The organism is Massilia sp. BSC265, assembly GCF_000740675.1.
In the GTDB taxonomy this organism is placed as follows: domain Bacteria; phylum Pseudomonadota; class Gammaproteobacteria; order Burkholderiales; family Burkholderiaceae_D; genus Telluria.
Genome location: NZ_JPXI01000024.1, coordinates 224,030 through 240,621, shown reverse-complemented (window position 1 = coordinate 240,621; position 16,592 = coordinate 224,030). Strand labels below are relative to the sequence as shown.

At 63.9% G+C, this 16,592-nt stretch carries 15 protein-coding genes and 1 pseudogene; 7 read left to right on the top strand and 9 right to left on the bottom strand.

The window, feature by feature from the left end:
• Nucleotides 1-74: 74 nt before the first annotated feature.
• Together MA09_RS05685 and MA09_RS05680 are read left to right on the top strand one after the other, a co-directional pair.
• Entirely contained in the window at nucleotides 75-344 is a 270-nt protein-coding gene (locus MA09_RS05685) for a hypothetical protein (RefSeq protein WP_036246093.1), read from the top strand.
• Nucleotides 341-1,195: a Sir2 family NAD-dependent protein deacetylase gene (locus tag MA09_RS05680; RefSeq protein ID WP_036246091.1), complete on the top strand. Its 855-nt coding sequence runs from the start codon at nucleotides 341-343 to the stop codon at nucleotides 1,193-1,195. Before MA09_RS05685 ends, MA09_RS05680 begins: the two co-directional genes overlap by 4 nt.
• A gap of 169 nt (nucleotides 1,196-1,364) precedes the next feature.
• Here the strand turns inward: MA09_RS05680 and MA09_RS05675 are convergent, their stop codons facing one another.
• Together MA09_RS05675 and MA09_RS05670 are read right to left on the bottom strand one after the other, a co-directional pair.
• Nucleotides 1,365-2,081: a hypothetical protein gene (locus tag MA09_RS05675; RefSeq protein WP_036246090.1), complete on the bottom strand. Its 717-nt coding sequence runs from the start codon at nucleotides 2,079-2,081 to the stop codon at nucleotides 1,365-1,367.
• Nucleotides 2,078-3,715, bottom strand: coding sequence for a hypothetical protein (locus tag MA09_RS05670; RefSeq protein WP_036246088.1), 1,638 nt, complete (start codon nucleotides 3,713-3,715; stop codon nucleotides 2,078-2,080). The genes MA09_RS05675 and MA09_RS05670 overlap by 4 nt, the downstream gene beginning before the upstream one ends.
• A gap of 168 nt (nucleotides 3,716-3,883) precedes the next feature.
• Between MA09_RS05670 and MA09_RS24010 the strand changes: the two are divergent.
• Nucleotides 3,884-5,050, top strand: a pseudogene (locus tag MA09_RS24010) (IS3 family transposase).
• A 118-nt stretch (nucleotides 5,051-5,168) separates the two neighbouring features.
• On the opposite strand, the gene guaA reads toward MA09_RS24010, so the two are convergent.
• Both guaA and guaB read right to left on the bottom strand, forming a co-directional pair.
• Nucleotides 5,169-6,779 (bottom strand): glutamine-hydrolyzing GMP synthase, encoded by a 1,611-nt coding sequence (gene guaA / locus MA09_RS05655; RefSeq protein WP_036246085.1) that lies wholly within the window; start codon nucleotides 6,777-6,779, stop codon nucleotides 5,169-5,171.
• Nucleotides 6,780-6,951: 172 nt separating this feature from the next.
• Nucleotides 6,952-8,412 carry an IMP dehydrogenase gene (gene guaB / locus MA09_RS05650; protein ID WP_036246084.1) on the bottom strand — a complete coding sequence of 487 codons (1,461 nt, stop codon included), beginning with the start codon at nucleotides 8,410-8,412 and terminating at the stop codon, nucleotides 6,952-6,954.
• Between the two features lie 158 nt (nucleotides 8,413-8,570).
• Between guaB and MA09_RS05645 the strand changes: the two genes are divergently transcribed.
• The gene (locus MA09_RS05645) at nucleotides 8,571-9,080 is read left to right on the top strand and encodes a DUF4124 domain-containing protein (protein ID WP_036246083.1); all 510 of its coding nucleotides are present in this window, start codon (nucleotides 8,571-8,573) and stop codon (nucleotides 9,078-9,080) included.
• Nucleotides 9,081-9,083: 3 nt separating this feature from the next.
• On the opposite strand, the gene MA09_RS05640 is transcribed toward MA09_RS05645, so the two are convergent.
• The 3 genes from MA09_RS05640 to MA09_RS05630 all read right to left on the bottom strand — a co-directional run bounded on the left by MA09_RS05640 (nucleotide 9,084) and on the right by MA09_RS05630 (nucleotide 11,134).
• Nucleotides 9,084-10,292 (bottom strand): GGDEF domain-containing protein, encoded by a 1,209-nt coding sequence (locus MA09_RS05640; RefSeq protein ID WP_051933199.1) that lies wholly within the window; start codon nucleotides 10,290-10,292, stop codon nucleotides 9,084-9,086.
• Between the two features lie 109 nt (nucleotides 10,293-10,401).
• Nucleotides 10,402-10,710, bottom strand: a complete 309-nt coding sequence (locus MA09_RS05635) for an RnfH family protein (protein ID WP_036246082.1) — start codon at nucleotides 10,708-10,710, stop codon at nucleotides 10,402-10,404.
• Nucleotides 10,703-11,134, bottom strand: a complete 432-nt coding sequence (locus MA09_RS05630; protein WP_036246081.1) for a type II toxin-antitoxin system RatA family toxin — start codon at nucleotides 11,132-11,134, stop codon at nucleotides 10,703-10,705. The genes MA09_RS05635 and MA09_RS05630 overlap by 8 nt, the downstream gene beginning before the upstream one ends.
• Before the next feature lie 107 nt (nucleotides 11,135-11,241).
• On the opposite strand from MA09_RS05630, the gene smpB reads away from it, so the two are divergent.
• On the top strand, nucleotides 11,242-11,691 hold the full coding sequence (gene smpB / locus MA09_RS05625; RefSeq protein WP_036246080.1) for an SsrA-binding protein SmpB: 450 nt from the start codon (nucleotides 11,242-11,244) through the stop codon (nucleotides 11,689-11,691).
• Between the two features lie 43 nt (nucleotides 11,692-11,734).
• Here the strand turns inward: smpB and MA09_RS05620 are convergent, their stop codons facing one another.
• Nucleotides 11,735-12,916 carry a multidrug effflux MFS transporter gene (locus tag MA09_RS05620; protein ID WP_036246079.1) on the bottom strand — a complete coding sequence of 394 codons (1,182 nt, stop codon included), beginning with the start codon at nucleotides 12,914-12,916 and terminating at the stop codon, nucleotides 11,735-11,737.
• Nucleotides 12,917-13,044: 128 nt separating this feature from the next.
• Complete coding sequence (gene lepB, locus MA09_RS05615; RefSeq protein ID WP_036246078.1) at nucleotides 13,045-13,710, bottom strand: signal peptidase I; 666 nt, start codon at nucleotides 13,708-13,710, stop codon at nucleotides 13,045-13,047.
• A gap of 150 nt (nucleotides 13,711-13,860) precedes the next feature.
• Here lepB and ppk1 point away from each other — a divergent pair, with 150 nt between their 5' ends.
• Together ppk1 and MA09_RS05605 are read left to right on the top strand one after the other, a co-directional pair.
• A complete protein-coding gene (gene ppk1, locus MA09_RS05610; RefSeq protein WP_036246077.1) occupies nucleotides 13,861-16,017 on the top strand; it encodes a polyphosphate kinase 1 in 2,157 nt (718 codons plus the stop codon).
• Nucleotides 15,983-16,459 carry a histidine phosphatase family protein gene (locus tag MA09_RS05605; RefSeq protein ID WP_036246076.1) on the top strand — a complete coding sequence of 159 codons (477 nt, stop codon included), beginning with the start codon at nucleotides 15,983-15,985 and terminating at the stop codon, nucleotides 16,457-16,459. Before ppk1 ends, MA09_RS05605 begins: the two co-directional genes overlap by 35 nt.
• Nucleotides 16,460-16,592 lie beyond the last annotated feature (133 nt).

Genomic DNA, 16,592 nt, shown 5'->3' with positions numbered 1-16,592 from the left:
CTTGTCGCCATGCCACCTATCATGACGCCGTCGCGCAGGGCACTGCGCGCGCATTGTCGTGAAAAGGAAACAGCATGCATACCGAATCATCCGGCGCCGGGATTGGCGCGGTGGACCCCTTGCTGGCGCAGGCCTGTGCTTGGATCGGGCAGCTCCGCTGCGCCGGCGAAGAAATCCTCCTCTACCCCGTATCGCGCCTGCAGCGCCAGTTCAGGGTCGGCTACTCCCGCAGCTGCGCGCTCGCGCAGGCCCTGGCGCGACGCGGAGAATGGGTGATCGGCTTCACCGAGGACGGGACCCGTTTTGCACGCCTGGCGCTTCCGGCGCCGGAGGTACCGGCATGAGCGTGGCCGCACCTTACGCACAGGCCATCGAGCGCGCCGCTGCGCTAATCGCCGCCGCCGATGCACTGGTCATTGCAGCCGGCGCAGGGATGGGCGTCGATTCCGGCCTGCCCGACTTTCGCGGCAACGCCGGTTTCTGGAAGGCCTACCCGGCGCTTGCCGTCGAAGGGACTGCCTTCATGGACATCGCCAGCCCGACGGCCTTCCACGCCGATCCGCGCCGCGCCTGGGGGTTCTACGGGCACCGGCTCGCCCTGTACCGCCGCAGCCTGCCGCATGATGGCTACCGGCTCCTGCGGCAATGGGGCGAAGCGAAGCGCAAGGGCTATTTCGTGTTCACGAGTAATGTCGACGGCCACTTCCAGAAGGCCGGCTTCGACCCGTTGCGCATCGACGAATGCCACGGTTCGACCTATCGCATGCAGTGCCTGGTACCGTGCTCACCCCTGCTGTGGCCGGGCTCCGGCCTGCAGCCGGCGGTCGACGAGGCGCGCTGTGCGCTACGCGGCCCCCTGCCTACCTGCCCGCACTGCGGCGCTCTCGCACGGCCGAACATTCTCATGTTCGACGATGATGGCTGGATCGAGGAACGACGCGCGCTGCAGGCGGCACGCTGCAGGGGCTGGCTGGAACAGGTACGCCGTCCGGTGGTGATCGAGGTCGGCGCCGGGCTGAACATCCCGACGGTGCGCCATTTCGCCCGTCGGGTCGTACTGCGGCACGGCGGCGCGCTCATCCGGATCAATCCGCGCGAACCGCAGATCGGCGAGCTGCCGGGAATCGGCATCGCCGGCGGCGCGCTGGCGACGCTGGCCGCGATCGGCGCCGTGCTCGGCGAAAATCCCGTCTGACCATGTCGACCGTCACCAGGGACCAGCTCGACGTCGACGGCGCGGCGCCGGCGGCGTGGTTCAGCGGCTTCGTGCCGGGGCGGCGTGGCAAGCGGCGTGACACAGACTTGACGTGCCAGAACCAACACCGGCATCCAAACATGCGGATGGTCGACCTGGACGGATCGTCTCAATCCGGCCGCGCCCTCTCGTACGCATCCAGCAGCGTCCGGGCACGCTCGGTCACCGGGATCAGTGTCGGAAGCAAGCCAGCTGCCTCATAGCGCATCAGAGGCCAGAAACGGAAAGGCACCTGGTTCCACTCCCGAAGGCCCTGGTTGAGCAACCTCGATGGAAGGACAGACGGGAGCTTGCTCTTCAGCCCATACTCGACGTCCAGCAGGTAGGCATCGGTCGCGTTGTTGCCGGTGCTTTTGCGCTTGGTCCCGGAAACAAGCGCGCGAAAGCTGAGGGCGTCGAGCACCGGCAGGACCGGCGCGTCCGGCTTCAGCCCGCAAACCGCGTGCAAGACCGCGGTGCCTGGCACCATATGTTCGTGAGTCAGCTCGTCCCAGTTCTTCAGGTGCCCGATCAGCGAACGATCCCCGCTCGCGCGGCGCATGCCGTCGAGCCGCTCGTATGCGTCATTGGTGATGAAGTCGACGGTCGCGTAGAAATCGACCGACTCGCTGGCTACGCGAATCAGATGCTTGGCAAGAAACTTCACTTCGGCCAGGCCGGCCTGCCTCGCCCTTGGCTTATCGAGGAGCGGCCAATTCGGCCCCAAGGTGGTGCGCAGCATCTCGAGCTGCGACGCGCACACGGCCAACTGCTGCGCCGGATCGAAGCTCCGGTTCCACGCCAGCCACTGTACATTACGATGACGGACATCGAATCGATCGTTCATACGCGTCCCGGTTCAGTCAAGCCCGCGGAAAACGCCGCGTCCGGATCGACGCCGCGTTGGATGAGACGAATGATGGCATCCTTCGGCGCGTTGTCGATACGGTCCGGGTAACGGCGCGGAACCGCGGACAGGTCCGCTCGCCACGTCGCCACAAAGATCTTTTCGGCCTCTTCGCGGCTGTACCTCGATGTCGGCGTACGCCCGGCGCCAGTCCTGGGCGGCCTGCGCTTGGCCGGCGCTTCCCCGCGCGGCATGCGAAGCCGTGCCGTCCAGACTTCCACTGCCGGCCAGCGACGCTCGAAAGACTCCGCCTCGCTCCGTGCCGGAACCGCCTGGTCGCCGAGACGCTCTTTCACCGCTTCGTAGATCTCCTTGAGTCCTTCGCCGTCCTCGCCTTCGAGCTTGATGGTGATGCCGAACTTCTCTTCGGGTTCCTGTCCGAACTTGACGAGCCAGATGTCGAGCAGACGGTGGACGGAGGGCACGGAGACATGAGGCGCGATCGCCGCAGCGAGGACGTCGGCACGGTAGAGTACCTCGCTGACCACTGCGCTATCGGTATACACCTCGAGGACCTGCTTCTGCGACGCATCGGCAGGCAAGGTCATCAGCCAGCCCAACCGGGAGAACAGATAGGTCAGGACGCGGTCCGGCTTCACGGTCTTGAAGCCGAGGTCCATCATCAGATGCAGCGACGTGATCTTCCCGAAATGCTCTGCAAAGCGCGCATGCACCTGCTGGAAGCGGGTGCGCTCCAGCAGGTAGGACTCGCCGCTCTGATGCGCAGGCATATGCTCGTAATCGGCTCCGGTATAGTACTCGAGCACATGCCGGCCCTTGAAGTGCTTCAGAAAATCTGCAACCGCAAGGTACTTCACCATCTTCTCGTGATGCGCCGAAAAGCTGATGCCTTCGTAGCGTCCGCTCTTGGTCATGATCGCGAGCGCTTCGGATCGGGGATGCGCGAACAGGGCAAGGCTTTGTTCCCACAGTTCGTGCTGGGCCTTGGCAAACGAGAGCCAATCGGTGAACCCGGCACGGCTGTCGGCCCACCTCCGGGTCAAGGCCAGCCAGTCCTCGGCGCCCTCCCCCCACAAGACGGCATCCATTCCCTTCACCAACTCGTCCGGGGCCATGCTGGTCAGCAGATCAAGGTCTGCAGACCCGATATCGGGGGCCAGCCGGGCACGGTGACGACGCACCAGCTTGAACCAGGCGAAGCGGCGTTTCCAGTGCCCGGAGAAGTGCTTCCACTCGTTCTTGTCGAACTGGTACGCTTCTCGATCATAAGCCCGGAAGTCCGCGAACAGCGGGATCTGCTCGGACATCAGGTCGATTTCCTTCGACGCTTTGTCGGCGCGCGTGCCCTGGTAAGCAATGCGCCCCCACGCCAGCCCCCAGAAGGCTGCGGCGTCGATTTCCGGTCGCCAGTGACCGTGAGCGCACACGCTGTCGACGGTCGCGAGAAGGACGGACTGGTTGGCCCGGTGGGCCGCCGCGTCATATGCGCCCAGGGGAACCGTTGCCTTGTCGAGGACAGCCTGCTTGACTGCTTTGAACAATGCGGGCCCCTGCCGAAAAATCTGCGCGTTGATGAGATCATTCTGTTGCCAGTATTCTGCCGGGGATACCATTGAGTAGCTCGCAATTATTGCAATAGGGAAAATAATGATACATGAACGGATCTTGTCCGACTACCCACGGGTCCATGGCTTGCGACGCCAGTTGTCGCCTGACGCCACGAAGCCGACATGAATCGATTATGAATCGCCACGAGTTCACTAGATACTCCTGAGCCCATAATTGTAGGTTCAAGGAGAAGTTACGAGCGGCAAGCGGTACACGAAGAATTCAAGATCGAAGCAGTCAAGCAGGTGACGGAGCGCGGTCACCCGGCCACTGTGGTTGCAGCACGGCTGGGCGTGAGTTCGCACAGCCTGTACCAGTGGGTCAAACGCTACAGCGCACCGCCAGCCGAGCGACAAAAGGCCGACGACCAGCAGACGGAAATGAAGCGCCTGAAGGCTGAGCTGAAACGCGTTACCGAGGAGCGCGATATCCTAAAAAAGGCCGCCGCGTATTTTGCCAAGATGTCCGGGTAAGGTACGCCTTCATTCGCGATGCTCGCCATGAGCATTCGATTCGGAGGCTTTGCAAAATGATGGCGGTGCATCCCAGCGGTTTTTATGCTTGGTGTGCCGAGCCGGAAAGCGATCGGGCCAAGGAAGATCGGCGCCTGCTTGTACACATCAAGCAGTCCTGGCTGGAAAGCGGAGCAGTGTACGGCTACAGGAAAGTGTCAGACGACCTGCGCGACCTGGGCGAGCAATGCGGGATCAATCGCGTTCACCGAATCATGCGTGCAGCCGGCCTGCGCTCTCAAACAGGCTATGGCAAGCGTCGTTTCGAACGCGGCGGTCCTCCTTCGGTAGCACCGAATCATCTGCAGCGGCAGTTCGATGTGACTGAGCCAAACAAAGTCTGGGTCACGGACATCACTTACATCCGTACCCATGAGGGTTGGTTGTACCTAACTGCGGTGCTTGACCTGTTTTCACGTCAGGTCATCGGATGGTCGATGGGGTCGAGAATGGATCGTGAACTGCCTTTGAACGCCTTGCTGATGGCTGTCTGGCGTCGTCAACCTAAGCAAACGGTCATGGTGCATTCGGATCAGGGAAGCCAGTTCAGCAGCTACGACTGGCGCGATTTCCTGAAGGCGCACAACCTCGAACAGAGCATGAGCCGACGAGGTAACTGCCACGACAATGCTGTCGCAGAGAGCTTTTTCCAGTTACTAAAACGGGCGCGTTCGTCGTCGAATCTACGCTACCCGAAACGAAGCCAAGCAGGACATCTTCGACTATATCGAGATGTTCTACAATCCGAAGCGCCGGCACAGCTTCACTAATGACTTGTCGCCGGCCGAGTATGAAAGGCAGTATTTCCAGCGGCTCTCGAGTGCCTAGAAGAGCTGTGGCGATTCAACTCGCCCCTTCAGGCAATAAAAAAAGCCGTTGATCATTCTCCCGAATGATCAACGGCTCTGCAGTTTTCATTTCAAATCAGTGAGTTGGAGAACTCCTGTCACTCCCACTCAATGGTCGCCGGCGGCTTTCCCGAAATGTCATACACGACGCGGTTCAGTCCGCGCACTTCATTGATGATCCGGTTAGACACCTTCCCCAGCAACGAATGCGGCAAATGCGCCCACTGCGCCGTCATGAAGTCCAGCGTCTGCACCGCCCGCAGCGCGACAACGTACTCATAAGTACGGCCGTCGCCCATCACCCCCACCGACTTCACCGGCAGGAACACGGCGAAGGCCTGGCTGGTCGCCTCGTACCAGTTGGTCGGCGCCTTGCCCGGATCGATGCCCGCGACGGCCGGCAGCTCGAACGGGGTGTTGCGCAGCTCTTCGATGAAGATCGCATCCGCTTCACGCAGCAGGTCGGCGTATTCCTTCTTCACCTCGCCCAGGATGCGCACGCCCAGGCCCGGACCCGGGAAGGGGTGGCGATACACCATGTCGTGCGGCAGGCCGAGGGCGACGCCGAGCTTGCGCACCTCGTCCTTGAACAGCTCGCGCAGCGGCTCGAGCAATTTGAGGTTCAGGGTTTCCGGCAGGCCGCCCACGTTGTGGTGGCTCTTGATGGTCTGGCCTTTTTTGCCTTTGCCGGCCGATTCGATGACGTCCGGATAGATCGTGCCCTGCGCCAGCCATTTCGCGTTGGTCAGCTGCTTGGCTTGTTCCTGGAACACCTCGACGAACTCGCGGCCGATGATCTTGCGCTTCTGTTCCGGGTCCGTGACGCCGGCCAGGTGGCCCATGAACTGGTCCTCGGCATCGATGCGCAGCACCTTCACGCCGAGGTTTTTCGAGAACATGTCCATGACCATCTTGCCCTCGTCCTTGCGCAGCAGGCCGTGGTCGACGAACACGCAGGTCAGCTGGTCGCCGATGGCGCGGTGGATCAGGGCTGCGGCGACGCTCGAGTCGACGCCGCCGGACAGGCCGAGGATGACTTCGTCGGTGCCGACCTGCTCGCGGATCTTCTGGACCGCTTCGCCGATGTAGTCCGGCATGTTCCAGTCCGACTTGCAGCCGCAGATCTCGTGCACGAAGCGGCCGATGATGGCCTCGCCTTGCGTGGTGTGGGTCACTTCCGGGTGGAACTGCAGCGCGTAGAAGCGGCGGTCCTCGTCGGCCATCGCGGCGATCGGGCAGCTGTCGGTCGAACCCATCAGCTTGAAGCCCGGCGGCATGTCCAGCACCTTGTCGCCGTGGCTCATCCAGACGCGCAGCATGCCGTGGCCCTCGCCCGTCACGAAGTCGTTGATGCCGTTCAGCAGCGCGGTATGGCCGCGCGCGCGCACCTCGGCGTAGCCGAACTCGCGCACCTTGCCGTTCTCGACCTTGCCGCCGAGCTGGGCGGCCATGGTCTGCATGCCGTAGCAGATGCCCAGCACCGGTACGCCGGCTTCGAACACGGCCTGCGGGGCGCGCGGCGAATCGCCTTCGAGCGTGGAGTTGTGGCTGCCCGACAGGATGATGCCGCTGGCGCCGTAGTTGCGCACGAACTCGTCGCTGACGTCATACGGGAAGACTTCGGAAAACACGCCGGCATCGCGCACGCGGCGCGCGATCAGCTGGGTAACCTGGGAACCGAAATCGAGGATGAGGATTTTGGAGTGCATGTAGAAGGCAACGATAGAGGATGAATCGGGACCGTAGGGTGCACGGCGCTGCCGTGCGCGCGTCCAACTCCCGGCAGCGCTGCGGTAAGGCATGCCCTGGTCGAACGCGCGGTCGGCAGAGCCGACCACCCTACAAAAACGCGGCCGTACAAGGGCCGCGTTTCGTAGATGTTTATTCCGAACGGTAGTTCGGCGCTTCCTTGGTGATCTGCACGTCGTGCACGTGCGATTCGCGCATGCCGGCCGAGGTGATCTCGACGAACTCGGCTTTCTCGCGCAGTTCTTCGATGGTGGCGCAGCCGCAGTAGCCCATCGACTGGCGCACGCCGCCGACCAGCTGGAAGATGATCGCCAGCACGCTGCCCTTGTAGGCGACGCGGCCTTCGATGCCTTCCGGGACGAACTTGTCGGCCTTGCTCGACGCTTCCTGGAAGTAGCGGTCGGCCGAGCCCTCTGCCATCGCGCCCAGGCTGCCCATGCCGCGGTAGGACTTGTAGCTGCGGCCCTGGTACAGGATGGTTTCGCCAGGTGCTTCATCGGTGCCCGCGAACATGCTGCCCATCATGACGGTGTGCGCGCCTGCCGCCAGCGCCTTCGAGATGTCGCCCGAGAAGCGGATGCCGCCGTCGGCGATGCAGGGCACGCCGGTGCCTTCCAGGGCCTTGGCCACGTTCGAGATCGCGGTGATCTGGGGCACGCCCACGCCTGCCACGATGCGGGTGGTGCAGATCGAGCCGGGACCGATGCCGACCTTGACCGCGTCCGCGCCGTACTCCACCAGCGCCTTTGCTGCGGCTGCGGTAGCGATGTTGCCGCCGATGACGTCCACGTGCGGGAAGCGCTCCTTGATCCACTTCACGCGGTCCAGGATGCCTTGCGAGTGGCCGTGCGCGGTGTCGACCACCAGCACGTCCACGCCGGCCTGCACCAGCAGTTCGATGCGCTCTTCGTCGCGTGCGCCCACGCCGACAGCCGCGCCGACCAGCAGCTTGCCCTGCGAATCTTTCGAGGCGAGCGGGTGCTCGTGCGACTTCTGGATGTCCTTGACGGTGATGAGGCCGCGCAGTTCGAAGTCGTCGTTGACGACCAGCACGCGCTCGAGGCGGTGCTTGTTCATCAGGCGCTTGGCTTCTTCGGTATTGGCGTCCTCCTTGACGTAGACGAGTTTTTCGCGCGGGGTCATCTTGGCGCGCGCTTCCGCGTCCAGGTCTTCCTCGAAACGCAGGTCGCGGTTGGTGATGATGCCCACCACCTGCTTGCCTTCGACCACCGGGAAGCCGCTGATGCCGTGCTGTTGCGACAGCGCCAGCACTTCGCGGATCTTCATGGTGGGAGGAATCGTGATCGGGTCGCGCAGCACGCCCGATTCGTAGCGCTTGACGCGCGCCACCTCGCGCGCCTGGTCGGCCGGGCGCAGGTTCTTGTGGATGATGCCGATGCCCCCCTCCTGTGCCATCGCAATCGCCAGGCGTGCTTCGGTCACGGTGTCCATCGCCGCCGACAGCAGCGGGATATTCAGCGTGATATTCCGAGTCAGTTTGGTGCGAAGGGAAGTTTCGGCCGGAAGAACATTGGAGTAGGCCGGGACGAGCAGCACGTCATCGAAGGTGAGTGCTTTTTGGAGGAGACGCATAGTGTTTTCCTATAGGCGCAAAAGTGAATTATACAGAAACGGCGAAAAACTGTCGCAGCCATGCCTAAATTTCCCCCTGAAACCGCGGTTCCGCCCCCCTACGATTGACAGCATCTGCGAAGCGTGGCGAAATCCGTTTGTTACTCAAGGAAAACTTTATGCCTCGCTACAGCGCTTCCCTCCGCCTGATTGCCGCCTTCGCCCTGGTGCTGGGAAGCAGCCTGGCCCATGCACAGTATTCCTGGACCGACGCGAACGGCGTGCGCCATTTTTCCGACCGCCCTCCCCCGCCAGCGACGCCACCGCACAAGATCCTCGAGGCGCCGGGACGGGCCGCGCCGCCGGTGCAGACCGCCCCTGTGGAACCGGGGCCATCTGTAGACGCACCCGCACCGGCCAAGGGCCCGAAGACGCTGGCGCAGCGTGAAGAGGAATACCGCGCACGGACGAAGATGCGCGAAGAACAGGACAGGAAGGACGCCGCCGAGACCCAACGCCGGCGCGACCTGGCCCAGCACTGCCGGGACGCACGCGAGATGCGGGCGCAAATGCAATCGGGCGTGCGCATCGCCAAGTTCGATACGAAAGGCGAACGCAGCTTCATGACGGACGAGGAACGGGCGGCCCAGCTGGCCCGCGTCGACAAGGCACTGGCGCAGTGCCGCTAAGGCTTAGGGCCGCAGGCGGATCACCTGGGCGCCGGCCGACTGGTTCGGCGGTTCGGCGCCGATCCGCGGCGCGCACTCTACCCGGTTGCGCCCGCCTTCCTTGGCCGCATACAGGGCCGCATCCGCACGGCGCATCAGGCCGGCAAAATCTTCTCCCTTTTCCAGCATCGCGAGGCCGATGCTGACCGTATAGGCGACGCCAGGCGCTGTCGGCACGCTCTGTGACGAACGGTCGAGCGCGGCGCGCAGCCGTTCAGCAACGTCGCGGGCGGCTTCCAAGGGAGCGTCAGGCAACAGCACCCCGAACTCTTCGCCGCCGAGGCGGGCGAAATAGTCGATCTTGCGGATTTCCTCGCGGGTGCGCCTGACCAGGTCGCGCAGGACCTCGTCGCCGACACCGTGGCCATAGGTATCGTTGATGCGCTTGAAATGGTCGGCATCCAGCAACAGCAGTCCCAATCCATTGCCGTGCCGCCGGGCGCGCGCCAATTCGCGTTCCGCCATGTCGAAAAAGGCTCGGCGCGAGGGAGCGCCGGTCAGGTGGTCGTGTTCGGCGGCATAGGCGGTCTCTTCCAGCACGCGTGCATTGGCCAGCATCACGCCACCCAGGCTGAGCGCCGGCAGGGCCAGCGTGCCGATAGCGAAGAAGATCAGGTTGGCAATGACTGGCTCCAGCAGCGAAGCCGGCTGGTAGGCATCAAATGCATAGAATGCGCCGCGGCAGAGGTGGCCTACCCCGAGCAGCAAGGCCGCCATGCGGCTGAAGGCATTCGGATAGCGCAGGCGGCCGTCCGCCACCTTCGGCAGGCTGGCATAGATGCCGAAGCAGATACCCACATGGAAGGCCGACATCGCGACGACACGCAGCGCCAGCGAATCGTGGAGATGATGGAATACCACAACGCCGGCGAAAGCTGCGAGACCGCCGGCCGCGAGCAGGCGCCACGGCACAGGCTGGCCCACGTAGCGCCGATAACCGGCCAGCATCAGGCTGGCTGTAATGAGCAGGAGCGCATTCGCGACTTCGATGCTGAGCAGGTCAGGCAACACGCCGCGGGCCGCGAACAGCAGCAGTGCGACGACCGCCACACCATTGGCCGTTCCCCACTCGCGGATGCCTGCCACCTTGCTGTCAGCAAGCGACGTCAGGACAAGCAACATGACCGCCGACATCGCGGTGGTGACCAACAGCAGGCTTACGGTAATCAGCATGGGCGGGGCGGGCAACGGAGGGGAGCGTCGAAGCGAACGCTATGATACCCCGAAGAACACTGGAGAATTTGCTCGGTCGGAATTTTACAACTGAGCAAACCGACCAGCCTCAGGCGCTTGCCGGCGCCGCTCCACCGGTCTTCTTGGCCGCGCGCTTGCGGCGCGAATCCTTGGGATCGGCCACCAGCGGCCGGTAGATCTCAATGCGGTCGCGCTCGCGCAGCACGGTGTCGAGCGTTTTCTTCTTTGCATAAATGCCCACCGCTTGCGTTGCCAGGTTGATGTCCGGGTAGGCTTCCAGCACGCCGCTCATCTCGATGGCCTGGCCGATCGTGGTGCCGGACGCGACTTTCATCGGACGCAGGAATTCCTCGCGCGCGGTCGCGTAGCACACATACACCTGCACACCCTCATCCATAGATCGCCTCGGCGCGCTTGCTGAAGGAATCCACCATGGTGTTGGCGATCATGCCGAACACGGGGCCGATGATCTGCTCCAGGATGATGCTCGAGAACTCGTAGTGCATGTCGAGTTCGACCTTGCAGGCGTCGGCGCGCAGCGGCTTGAAGGTCCAGGTGCCTTCCAGCATCTTGAAAGGACCGTCGACCAGGTGCATCTTCATTTGCGTGGGCCGGTTGTTGTGGTTCGCGGTCGTGAAGCTCTGCTTCACACCGTGGAAATTGATTTGCAGGCTGGCCACCAGCTTGTCCTCGCTTCGCTCAATCACTTTCACGCCGCCGCACCAGGGGAGGAATTTCGGATAGTCTTCGACCTTGGCCACGAGGTCGAACATTTGCTCGGTGCTATAGCCGAGAAAAACTGATTTGTGCACTACTGCCATTGGTCAACCGTTTGTTATGATGTTGGACGAGTTGCATTTTGCGCCATGCAATCTTTGCATTGGCGCCACAGCAGTAGTTTAACCGAGACGCGGATTTTCGCTATTTCATGAGTATTGTTGACAATAAAAAAGCATTTTTTGACTACTTCATCGAGGACCGGTACGAAGCCGGCATCGTGCTGGAAGGATGGGAAGTCAAGGCCATCCGCGCCGGCAAGGTACAGATCAAGGAGGCCTATGTCGTCGTGCGTAACGGCGAACTGTTCCTGTTCGGCGCCCATATCAGCGCGCTGAACACGACATCGAGTTTCAGCCATCCGGAAGCCCTGCGCACCCGCAAGCTGCTGCTGCACCGCGCCGAGCTGGACAAGCTGGTCGGCAAGGTCGAGCGTTCCGGGTATACGCTGGTGCCGCTGAACCTGCACTTCAAGGCCGGCCGCGTGAAGTGCGAGATCGGCCTGGCCAAGGGCAAGAAGCAGCACGACAAGCGCGCCACCGAGAAGGACCGCGACGCCAAGCGCGAAGTCGCGGCGGCAATGAAGGTGCACCGCCGCTGATCGCGCGCGGCGCGGGCACTGCCGCAGCCCGCACCCTTCCCTCTTACGCCGCCGGTGGTGCGAAGCGCCGGCTCAGGCGCCATACCAGGAAACTCAGCAGGACACTCACGGCCGCGCCGCAGGCCAGCTTGAGCGCGCTGCCGAACAACAGCGGGGCCACCAGGCCGGACACCAGCGCGAAGGACATCATCTGGATGAAACCGACCATCGAGGCCGCCAGGCCGCGGTTGTCCGGGAACAGGCCCATGGCCGAGAGCTGGATACCCGGCATGGCCACGGCCAGGCCGAAGGTGAACACCGCCAGCGGCAGCACCGCCCAGGGCACGACGGCCGGGAACATGGTGTTGTAGCCGACGTTCAGCACCGAGGCAAGGGCCATCACGGCATAGCCGGTCCACAGCAGGCGTCCTGGCGGGGCCTTGTGGGCACGCTTGCCGCCCCAGGCCGAGCCCGCTACCATGCCGCCGATCAGGGGGATGAACATCCAGGCGAAGGCGGTCTCCGGCAGGCCCAGGATCTCCATCACGAAGTTCGCGGCCGCGCCGATGTACAGCGACAGACCTCCGAACACCAGGCCGAGCGCCAGCGACAGCATCACGAACTGCGGGTTGCGCAGCACCATCAGGTAGTTGCGCGAGATGGTCACCGGGTGGAAGACCTGACGCTTTTCAACCGGCAGGCTTTCCGGCAGCAAGCGCGTCACCAGCAGGATCATGGCGGCGCCGAAGATCGCCAGGAAGATGAAGGTCGAGCGCCAGCCGAAGGTCACGTGCAGCCAACCGCCCAGCACCGGCGCGATGGCCGGCGCCAGGCCGAACACCATCATGATGTGCGACATCATCTTCTGCGCCTGGGCGCCGGAGAAGCGGTCCTGCACGATGGCCTGGCCGATGACCGAACCGGCGCCGGCCGACAGGCCCTGCAGCGCCCGGAACACCAGCAGCCAGCCGAAGGTCGGAGCAAGAGCGGCGCCCACCGAGGCCAGCGTGTACACCGCGAGCGCCCCCAGGATCACCGGGCGGCGCCCGAAGGAGTCCGACAGCGTCCCGTAGAACAGCATCATCAGCGCGAACGTAAACAAGAAGACGCTCAGGGTCTGCTGGACCGCGACCGGCCCGACCCCGAATTCGGTGCCGATGGCCGGCATCGAGGGCAAGTACGTGTCGATCGCGAGGGCCCCGATCATGCCGAGGCAGGCGAGGATGGTGGTGAGGAGTCGTTGCATGGCAGTGCCTGGTGAAAAAATACCGGCACTGCGAATGGCGAGCGTCCGGGGGGACGCAATTGTACTGGTTTCTGTGAAACAATTCTGACGGCCCCTCGACAGCGGGAGACCGTCCGGCGGCCCGCCGTTCAGCGCAGCGACTGTCCGAAACGCTCGGTGCGCGGCATCCAGTTGCCCTGGTAGTCGGCCGAGACCAGGATGCGTTCGGCGCGCCCGATCAGGAGGTGGCGCGGCACGAAGCCGATGGCGCGCGAGTCGGCGCTGTTATCGCGGTTGTCGCCCAGCATCAGGTAGGCATCCTGCGGCACCGATACCAGGCCGAAATCGCGCGCGATCAGGCGCTGCGGCAGGACCTGGATGCGGTGGCGGCGGCCATCGACGACTTCATCCATCCTGAGCGCTTCCATGCTTCCCTCGGCGGTCGCCTCCTGAACCACTTCCTCGACCGAATACTGCGACTCGACGCCGTTGATGACCAGGCGCTCATTGCGCATTTCGACCCGGTCGCCCGGCAGCGCCAGCACGCGCTTGATCAGGCGGGTGCCGTCCATCGGCGACGAGAAGGTGACGACGTCGCCGCGTTGGGGCTCGCCGGTGCGCGCGATCACGACATCGGTCAGCGGCACCTTGACGTGATAGGCCAGGCGGTTGACGAACACGACGTCGCCTTCCAGCAGGTTGGGCCGCATGGATCCGGAGGGAATCGGGTTCCAGTCGGCCACCGCGGTGCGGAAGACGCCGAACAAAAGCATGAACAGCAGGAAACCCTTGTTGGCGCGCACGAACGCTTTCATCTCGCATCCCTCCTCTTGTTATGATGACGATGAGAACGTTATACGCGCTCAGCCTTTAACGATGCTTAAAAGTCAATCGCAAGACCGCGTGTAACAACATTGTCATATTCGCCAACTACACTGCCTGCGTCGCCACTACGACGCAGACCAATGGACATGAAACACAAGGCCCTGGAAATCGAGGCCAGAAGCATTCCCGAAGGCGGCGCCTTCCTGAACCGCGAGCTGTCGCTGCTCGAGTTCAACCGCCGGGTACTGGCCCAGGCCGAGGATCCCGCCATCCCGCTGCTCGAGCGGCTGCGCTTCCTGACCATCGTGTCGGGCAACCTCGATGAATTCTTCGAGGTCCGCGTGGCCAGCCTGCTGGCCCAGCACCGGATGGAGGCCGGCCACAACGGTATTCCGCACGCGCTGGCCAACGACCTGGACCGCGCCAGCCTCGAATGCCACAAGCTGATCGAACGCCAGTACAAGCTGTTCAACCACGAGATCCTCCCGCGCCTGGCGGAAAACGGCATCCACATGCTGCGCCGGAGCGAGCGCAACGCCGCCCAGCGCGCCTGGGTCAAGCAGTTCTTCGACCGCGAGGTCCGCCCGCTGCTCACGCCCATCGGGCTCGACCCGGCCCACCCCTTCCCGCGCGTGGTCAACAAGAGCCTGAACTTCATCGTCGAACTGGCCGGCAAGGACGCCTTCGGGCGCGGCACCGGCATCGCCATCATGAAGGCGCCGCGCGTGCTGCCGCGCGTGATCCGCCTGCCCAGCGAGCTGTCGGACAAGAAGGGAGAGTCCTACTGCCTGCTCTCTTCGGTGATCCAGGCCCACATGGCCGACCTGTTCACCGGCCGCGAGGTGCTCTCGTACTCGCAGTTCCGGGTGACTCGCAACAGCGACCTGTGGGTCGACGAGGACGAGGTCAAGAACCTGCGCCAGGCCCTGCAGAGCGAACTCCATAGCCGCAACTACGGCTTCGCGGTGCGCCTCGAGGTGGGCCACGCCTGCCCGCCGCACCTGTCGAACTTCCTGCTCGACCAGTTCGGAATCGACCGTTCGCGCCTGTTCGCGGTCGACGGCCCCGTGAACCTGGGCCGCATGCTGGAGATCGTCAACACCCACGACAAGTCGGAACTGAAGTTCAAGCCCTTCACGCCCGGCTTCCCGGCCAAGCTGGTCGGCCCGGACATCTTCGCCGTGCTGCGCAAGCAGGACATGCTGCTGCACCATCCGTTCGAATCCTTCCAGCCGGTGATCGACTTCATCCAGTCCGCCGCAAGCGACCCCTCCGTGGCGGCGATCAAGCAGACCATCTACCGGGCCGGCATGAACTCGGACCTGATGGAGGCGCTCATCGCCGCCGCGCGGCGCGGCAAGGAAGTCACCGTCATCGTCGAGCTGATGGCGCGCTTCGACGAGGAAGCCAACATCAACTGGGCCGAGCGCCTGGAGCAGGCCGGGGCGCAGGTGGTCTACGGCGTGGTCGGCCTCAAGACCCATGCGAAACTGGCGCTGGTGCTGCGCCGCGAAGACAATGGCCTGCGCCGCTATGCCCACCTCGGCACCGGCAACTACAACTCGACCACCGCCAAGTTCTACACCGACTTCGGCCTGCTCACCTGCGACGACGAAATCACCGCCGACGTCAACGAGGTCTTCATCCACCTGACCAGCCTGACGCGCCCGAAGCAGCTCACCAGCCTGTGGCTGGCGCCCTTCTCGCTGCAGAAGGAGATCGTGCGCGCCATCAAGGACGAAGCGGCGATCGCGCGCGAGGGCAAGCCGGCGCGCATCATCGCGAAGATGAATTCCCTGACCGACGATTCGGTCATCCGGGCCCTGTACGACGCCTCGCAGGCCGGCGTGCGCATCGACCTGATCGTGCGCGGCGCCTGTTCGCTGCGCCCCGGCGTGCCGGGCCTGAGCGAGTCCATCCGCGTGCGTTCGATCGTCGGCCGCTTCCTGGAACACACGCGCATCTTCTACTTCCGCAACAACCTGAAGCACGACATCTACCTGTCGAGCGCGGACTGGATGAACCGCAACCTGTTCCGGCGCGTGGAAGTGGCCTTCCCGATCCGCTCGCCGGCGCTCAAGCGCCGCGTGCTGCGCGAGGGCCTGCATCCCTACCTGAAGGACAACGTCAATGCCTGGGAGCTGGGCAGCGACGGGCACTACCGCCGCAAGAAGACGCGGAGCGGCCAGAAGGCCATCAGCGCGCAACAAGACCTGATGGAGACGCTCGGCGCGAACACCCACCCCAACAAGGAGAACGAGCATGGACCTGATCCTGTGGCGGCACGCCGAGGCTGAACCGCACGCCGCCGAGGGGGAGGTCGAAGCAGACCTGCGCCGCGCGCTGACGCCGAAGGGCAAGCGCCACGCCGCGCGCGTCGGCGCCTGGCTGCACCGCCAGCTCCCGGACGACGTGCGGGTGCTGAGCAGCCCGGCCAAGCGCTGCGTGCAGACGGTGGAGGCGCTGGGCCGCAACTACAAGCTGGTGGATGCGCTGGCTCCGGACTCGAGCGCGGAGGCGATCATCGAGGCCGCGGGCTGGCCGGAGCACCGCCAGCCGGCGCTGATCGTCGGGCATCAGCCGCTGCTGGGGCAGATTGCCTCGCTGGTGCTGGGAGGCAGCAAGCAGGACTGGCGCATCCGCAAGGCGGCCGTGTTCTGGATCACGCACAAGAACAGCGACGGGATGCCCTACCTGAAGCTGGTCGTCGGGCCGGATTTCATCGGGCAGCTGCGTTAACCGCTGCCGTTCGTAGGATGGGCGGCTCCACCTGACGATGAGAGCAGCCGCATTGCAAATGCCGCCCACGCGGCCAACCAGACCTTGACAAGCCTCAGCGGCTGTTCGGGATGAAGTTGAACGCGTGGGCGGC

Bases quoted from the DNA above. Each gene is read 5' to 3' on its own strand.
- MA09_RS05685 (WP_036246093.1), top strand. From the start codon at position 75: ATGCATACCGAATCATCCGGCGCCGGGATTGGCGCGGTGGACCCCTTG.
- MA09_RS05680 (WP_036246091.1), top strand. From the start codon at position 341: ATGAGCGTGGCCGCACCTTACGCACAGGCCATCGAGCGCGCCGCTGCG.
- MA09_RS05675 (WP_036246090.1), bottom strand. From the start codon at position 2,081: ATGAACGATCGATTCGATGTCCGTCATCGTAATGTACAGTGGCTGGCG.
- MA09_RS05670 (WP_036246088.1), bottom strand. From the start codon at position 3,715: ATGGTATCCCCGGCAGAATACTGGCAACAGAATGATCTCATCAACGCG.
- guaA (WP_036246085.1), bottom strand. From the start codon at position 6,779: ATGCACTCCAAAATCCTCATCCTCGATTTCGGTTCCCAGGTTACCCAG.
- guaB (WP_036246084.1), bottom strand. From the start codon at position 8,412: ATGCGTCTCCTCCAAAAAGCACTCACCTTCGATGACGTGCTGCTCGTC.
- MA09_RS05645 (WP_036246083.1), top strand. From the start codon at position 8,571: ATGCCTCGCTACAGCGCTTCCCTCCGCCTGATTGCCGCCTTCGCCCTG.
- MA09_RS05640 (WP_051933199.1), bottom strand. From the start codon at position 10,292: ATGCTGATTACCGTAAGCCTGCTGTTGGTCACCACCGCGATGTCGGCG.
- MA09_RS05635 (WP_036246082.1), bottom strand. From the start codon at position 10,710: ATGGATGAGGGTGTGCAGGTGTATGTGTGCTACGCGACCGCGCGCGAG.
- MA09_RS05630 (WP_036246081.1), bottom strand. From the start codon at position 11,134: ATGGCAGTAGTGCACAAATCAGTTTTTCTCGGCTATAGCACCGAGCAA.
- smpB (WP_036246080.1), top strand. From the start codon at position 11,242: ATGAGTATTGTTGACAATAAAAAAGCATTTTTTGACTACTTCATCGAG.
- MA09_RS05620 (WP_036246079.1), bottom strand. From the start codon at position 12,916: ATGCAACGACTCCTCACCACCATCCTCGCCTGCCTCGGCATGATCGGG.
- lepB (WP_036246078.1), bottom strand. From the start codon at position 13,710: ATGAAAGCGTTCGTGCGCGCCAACAAGGGTTTCCTGCTGTTCATGCTT.
- ppk1 (WP_036246077.1), top strand. From the start codon at position 13,861: ATGGACATGAAACACAAGGCCCTGGAAATCGAGGCCAGAAGCATTCCC.
- MA09_RS05605 (WP_036246076.1), top strand. From the start codon at position 15,983: ATGGACCTGATCCTGTGGCGGCACGCCGAGGCTGAACCGCACGCCGCC.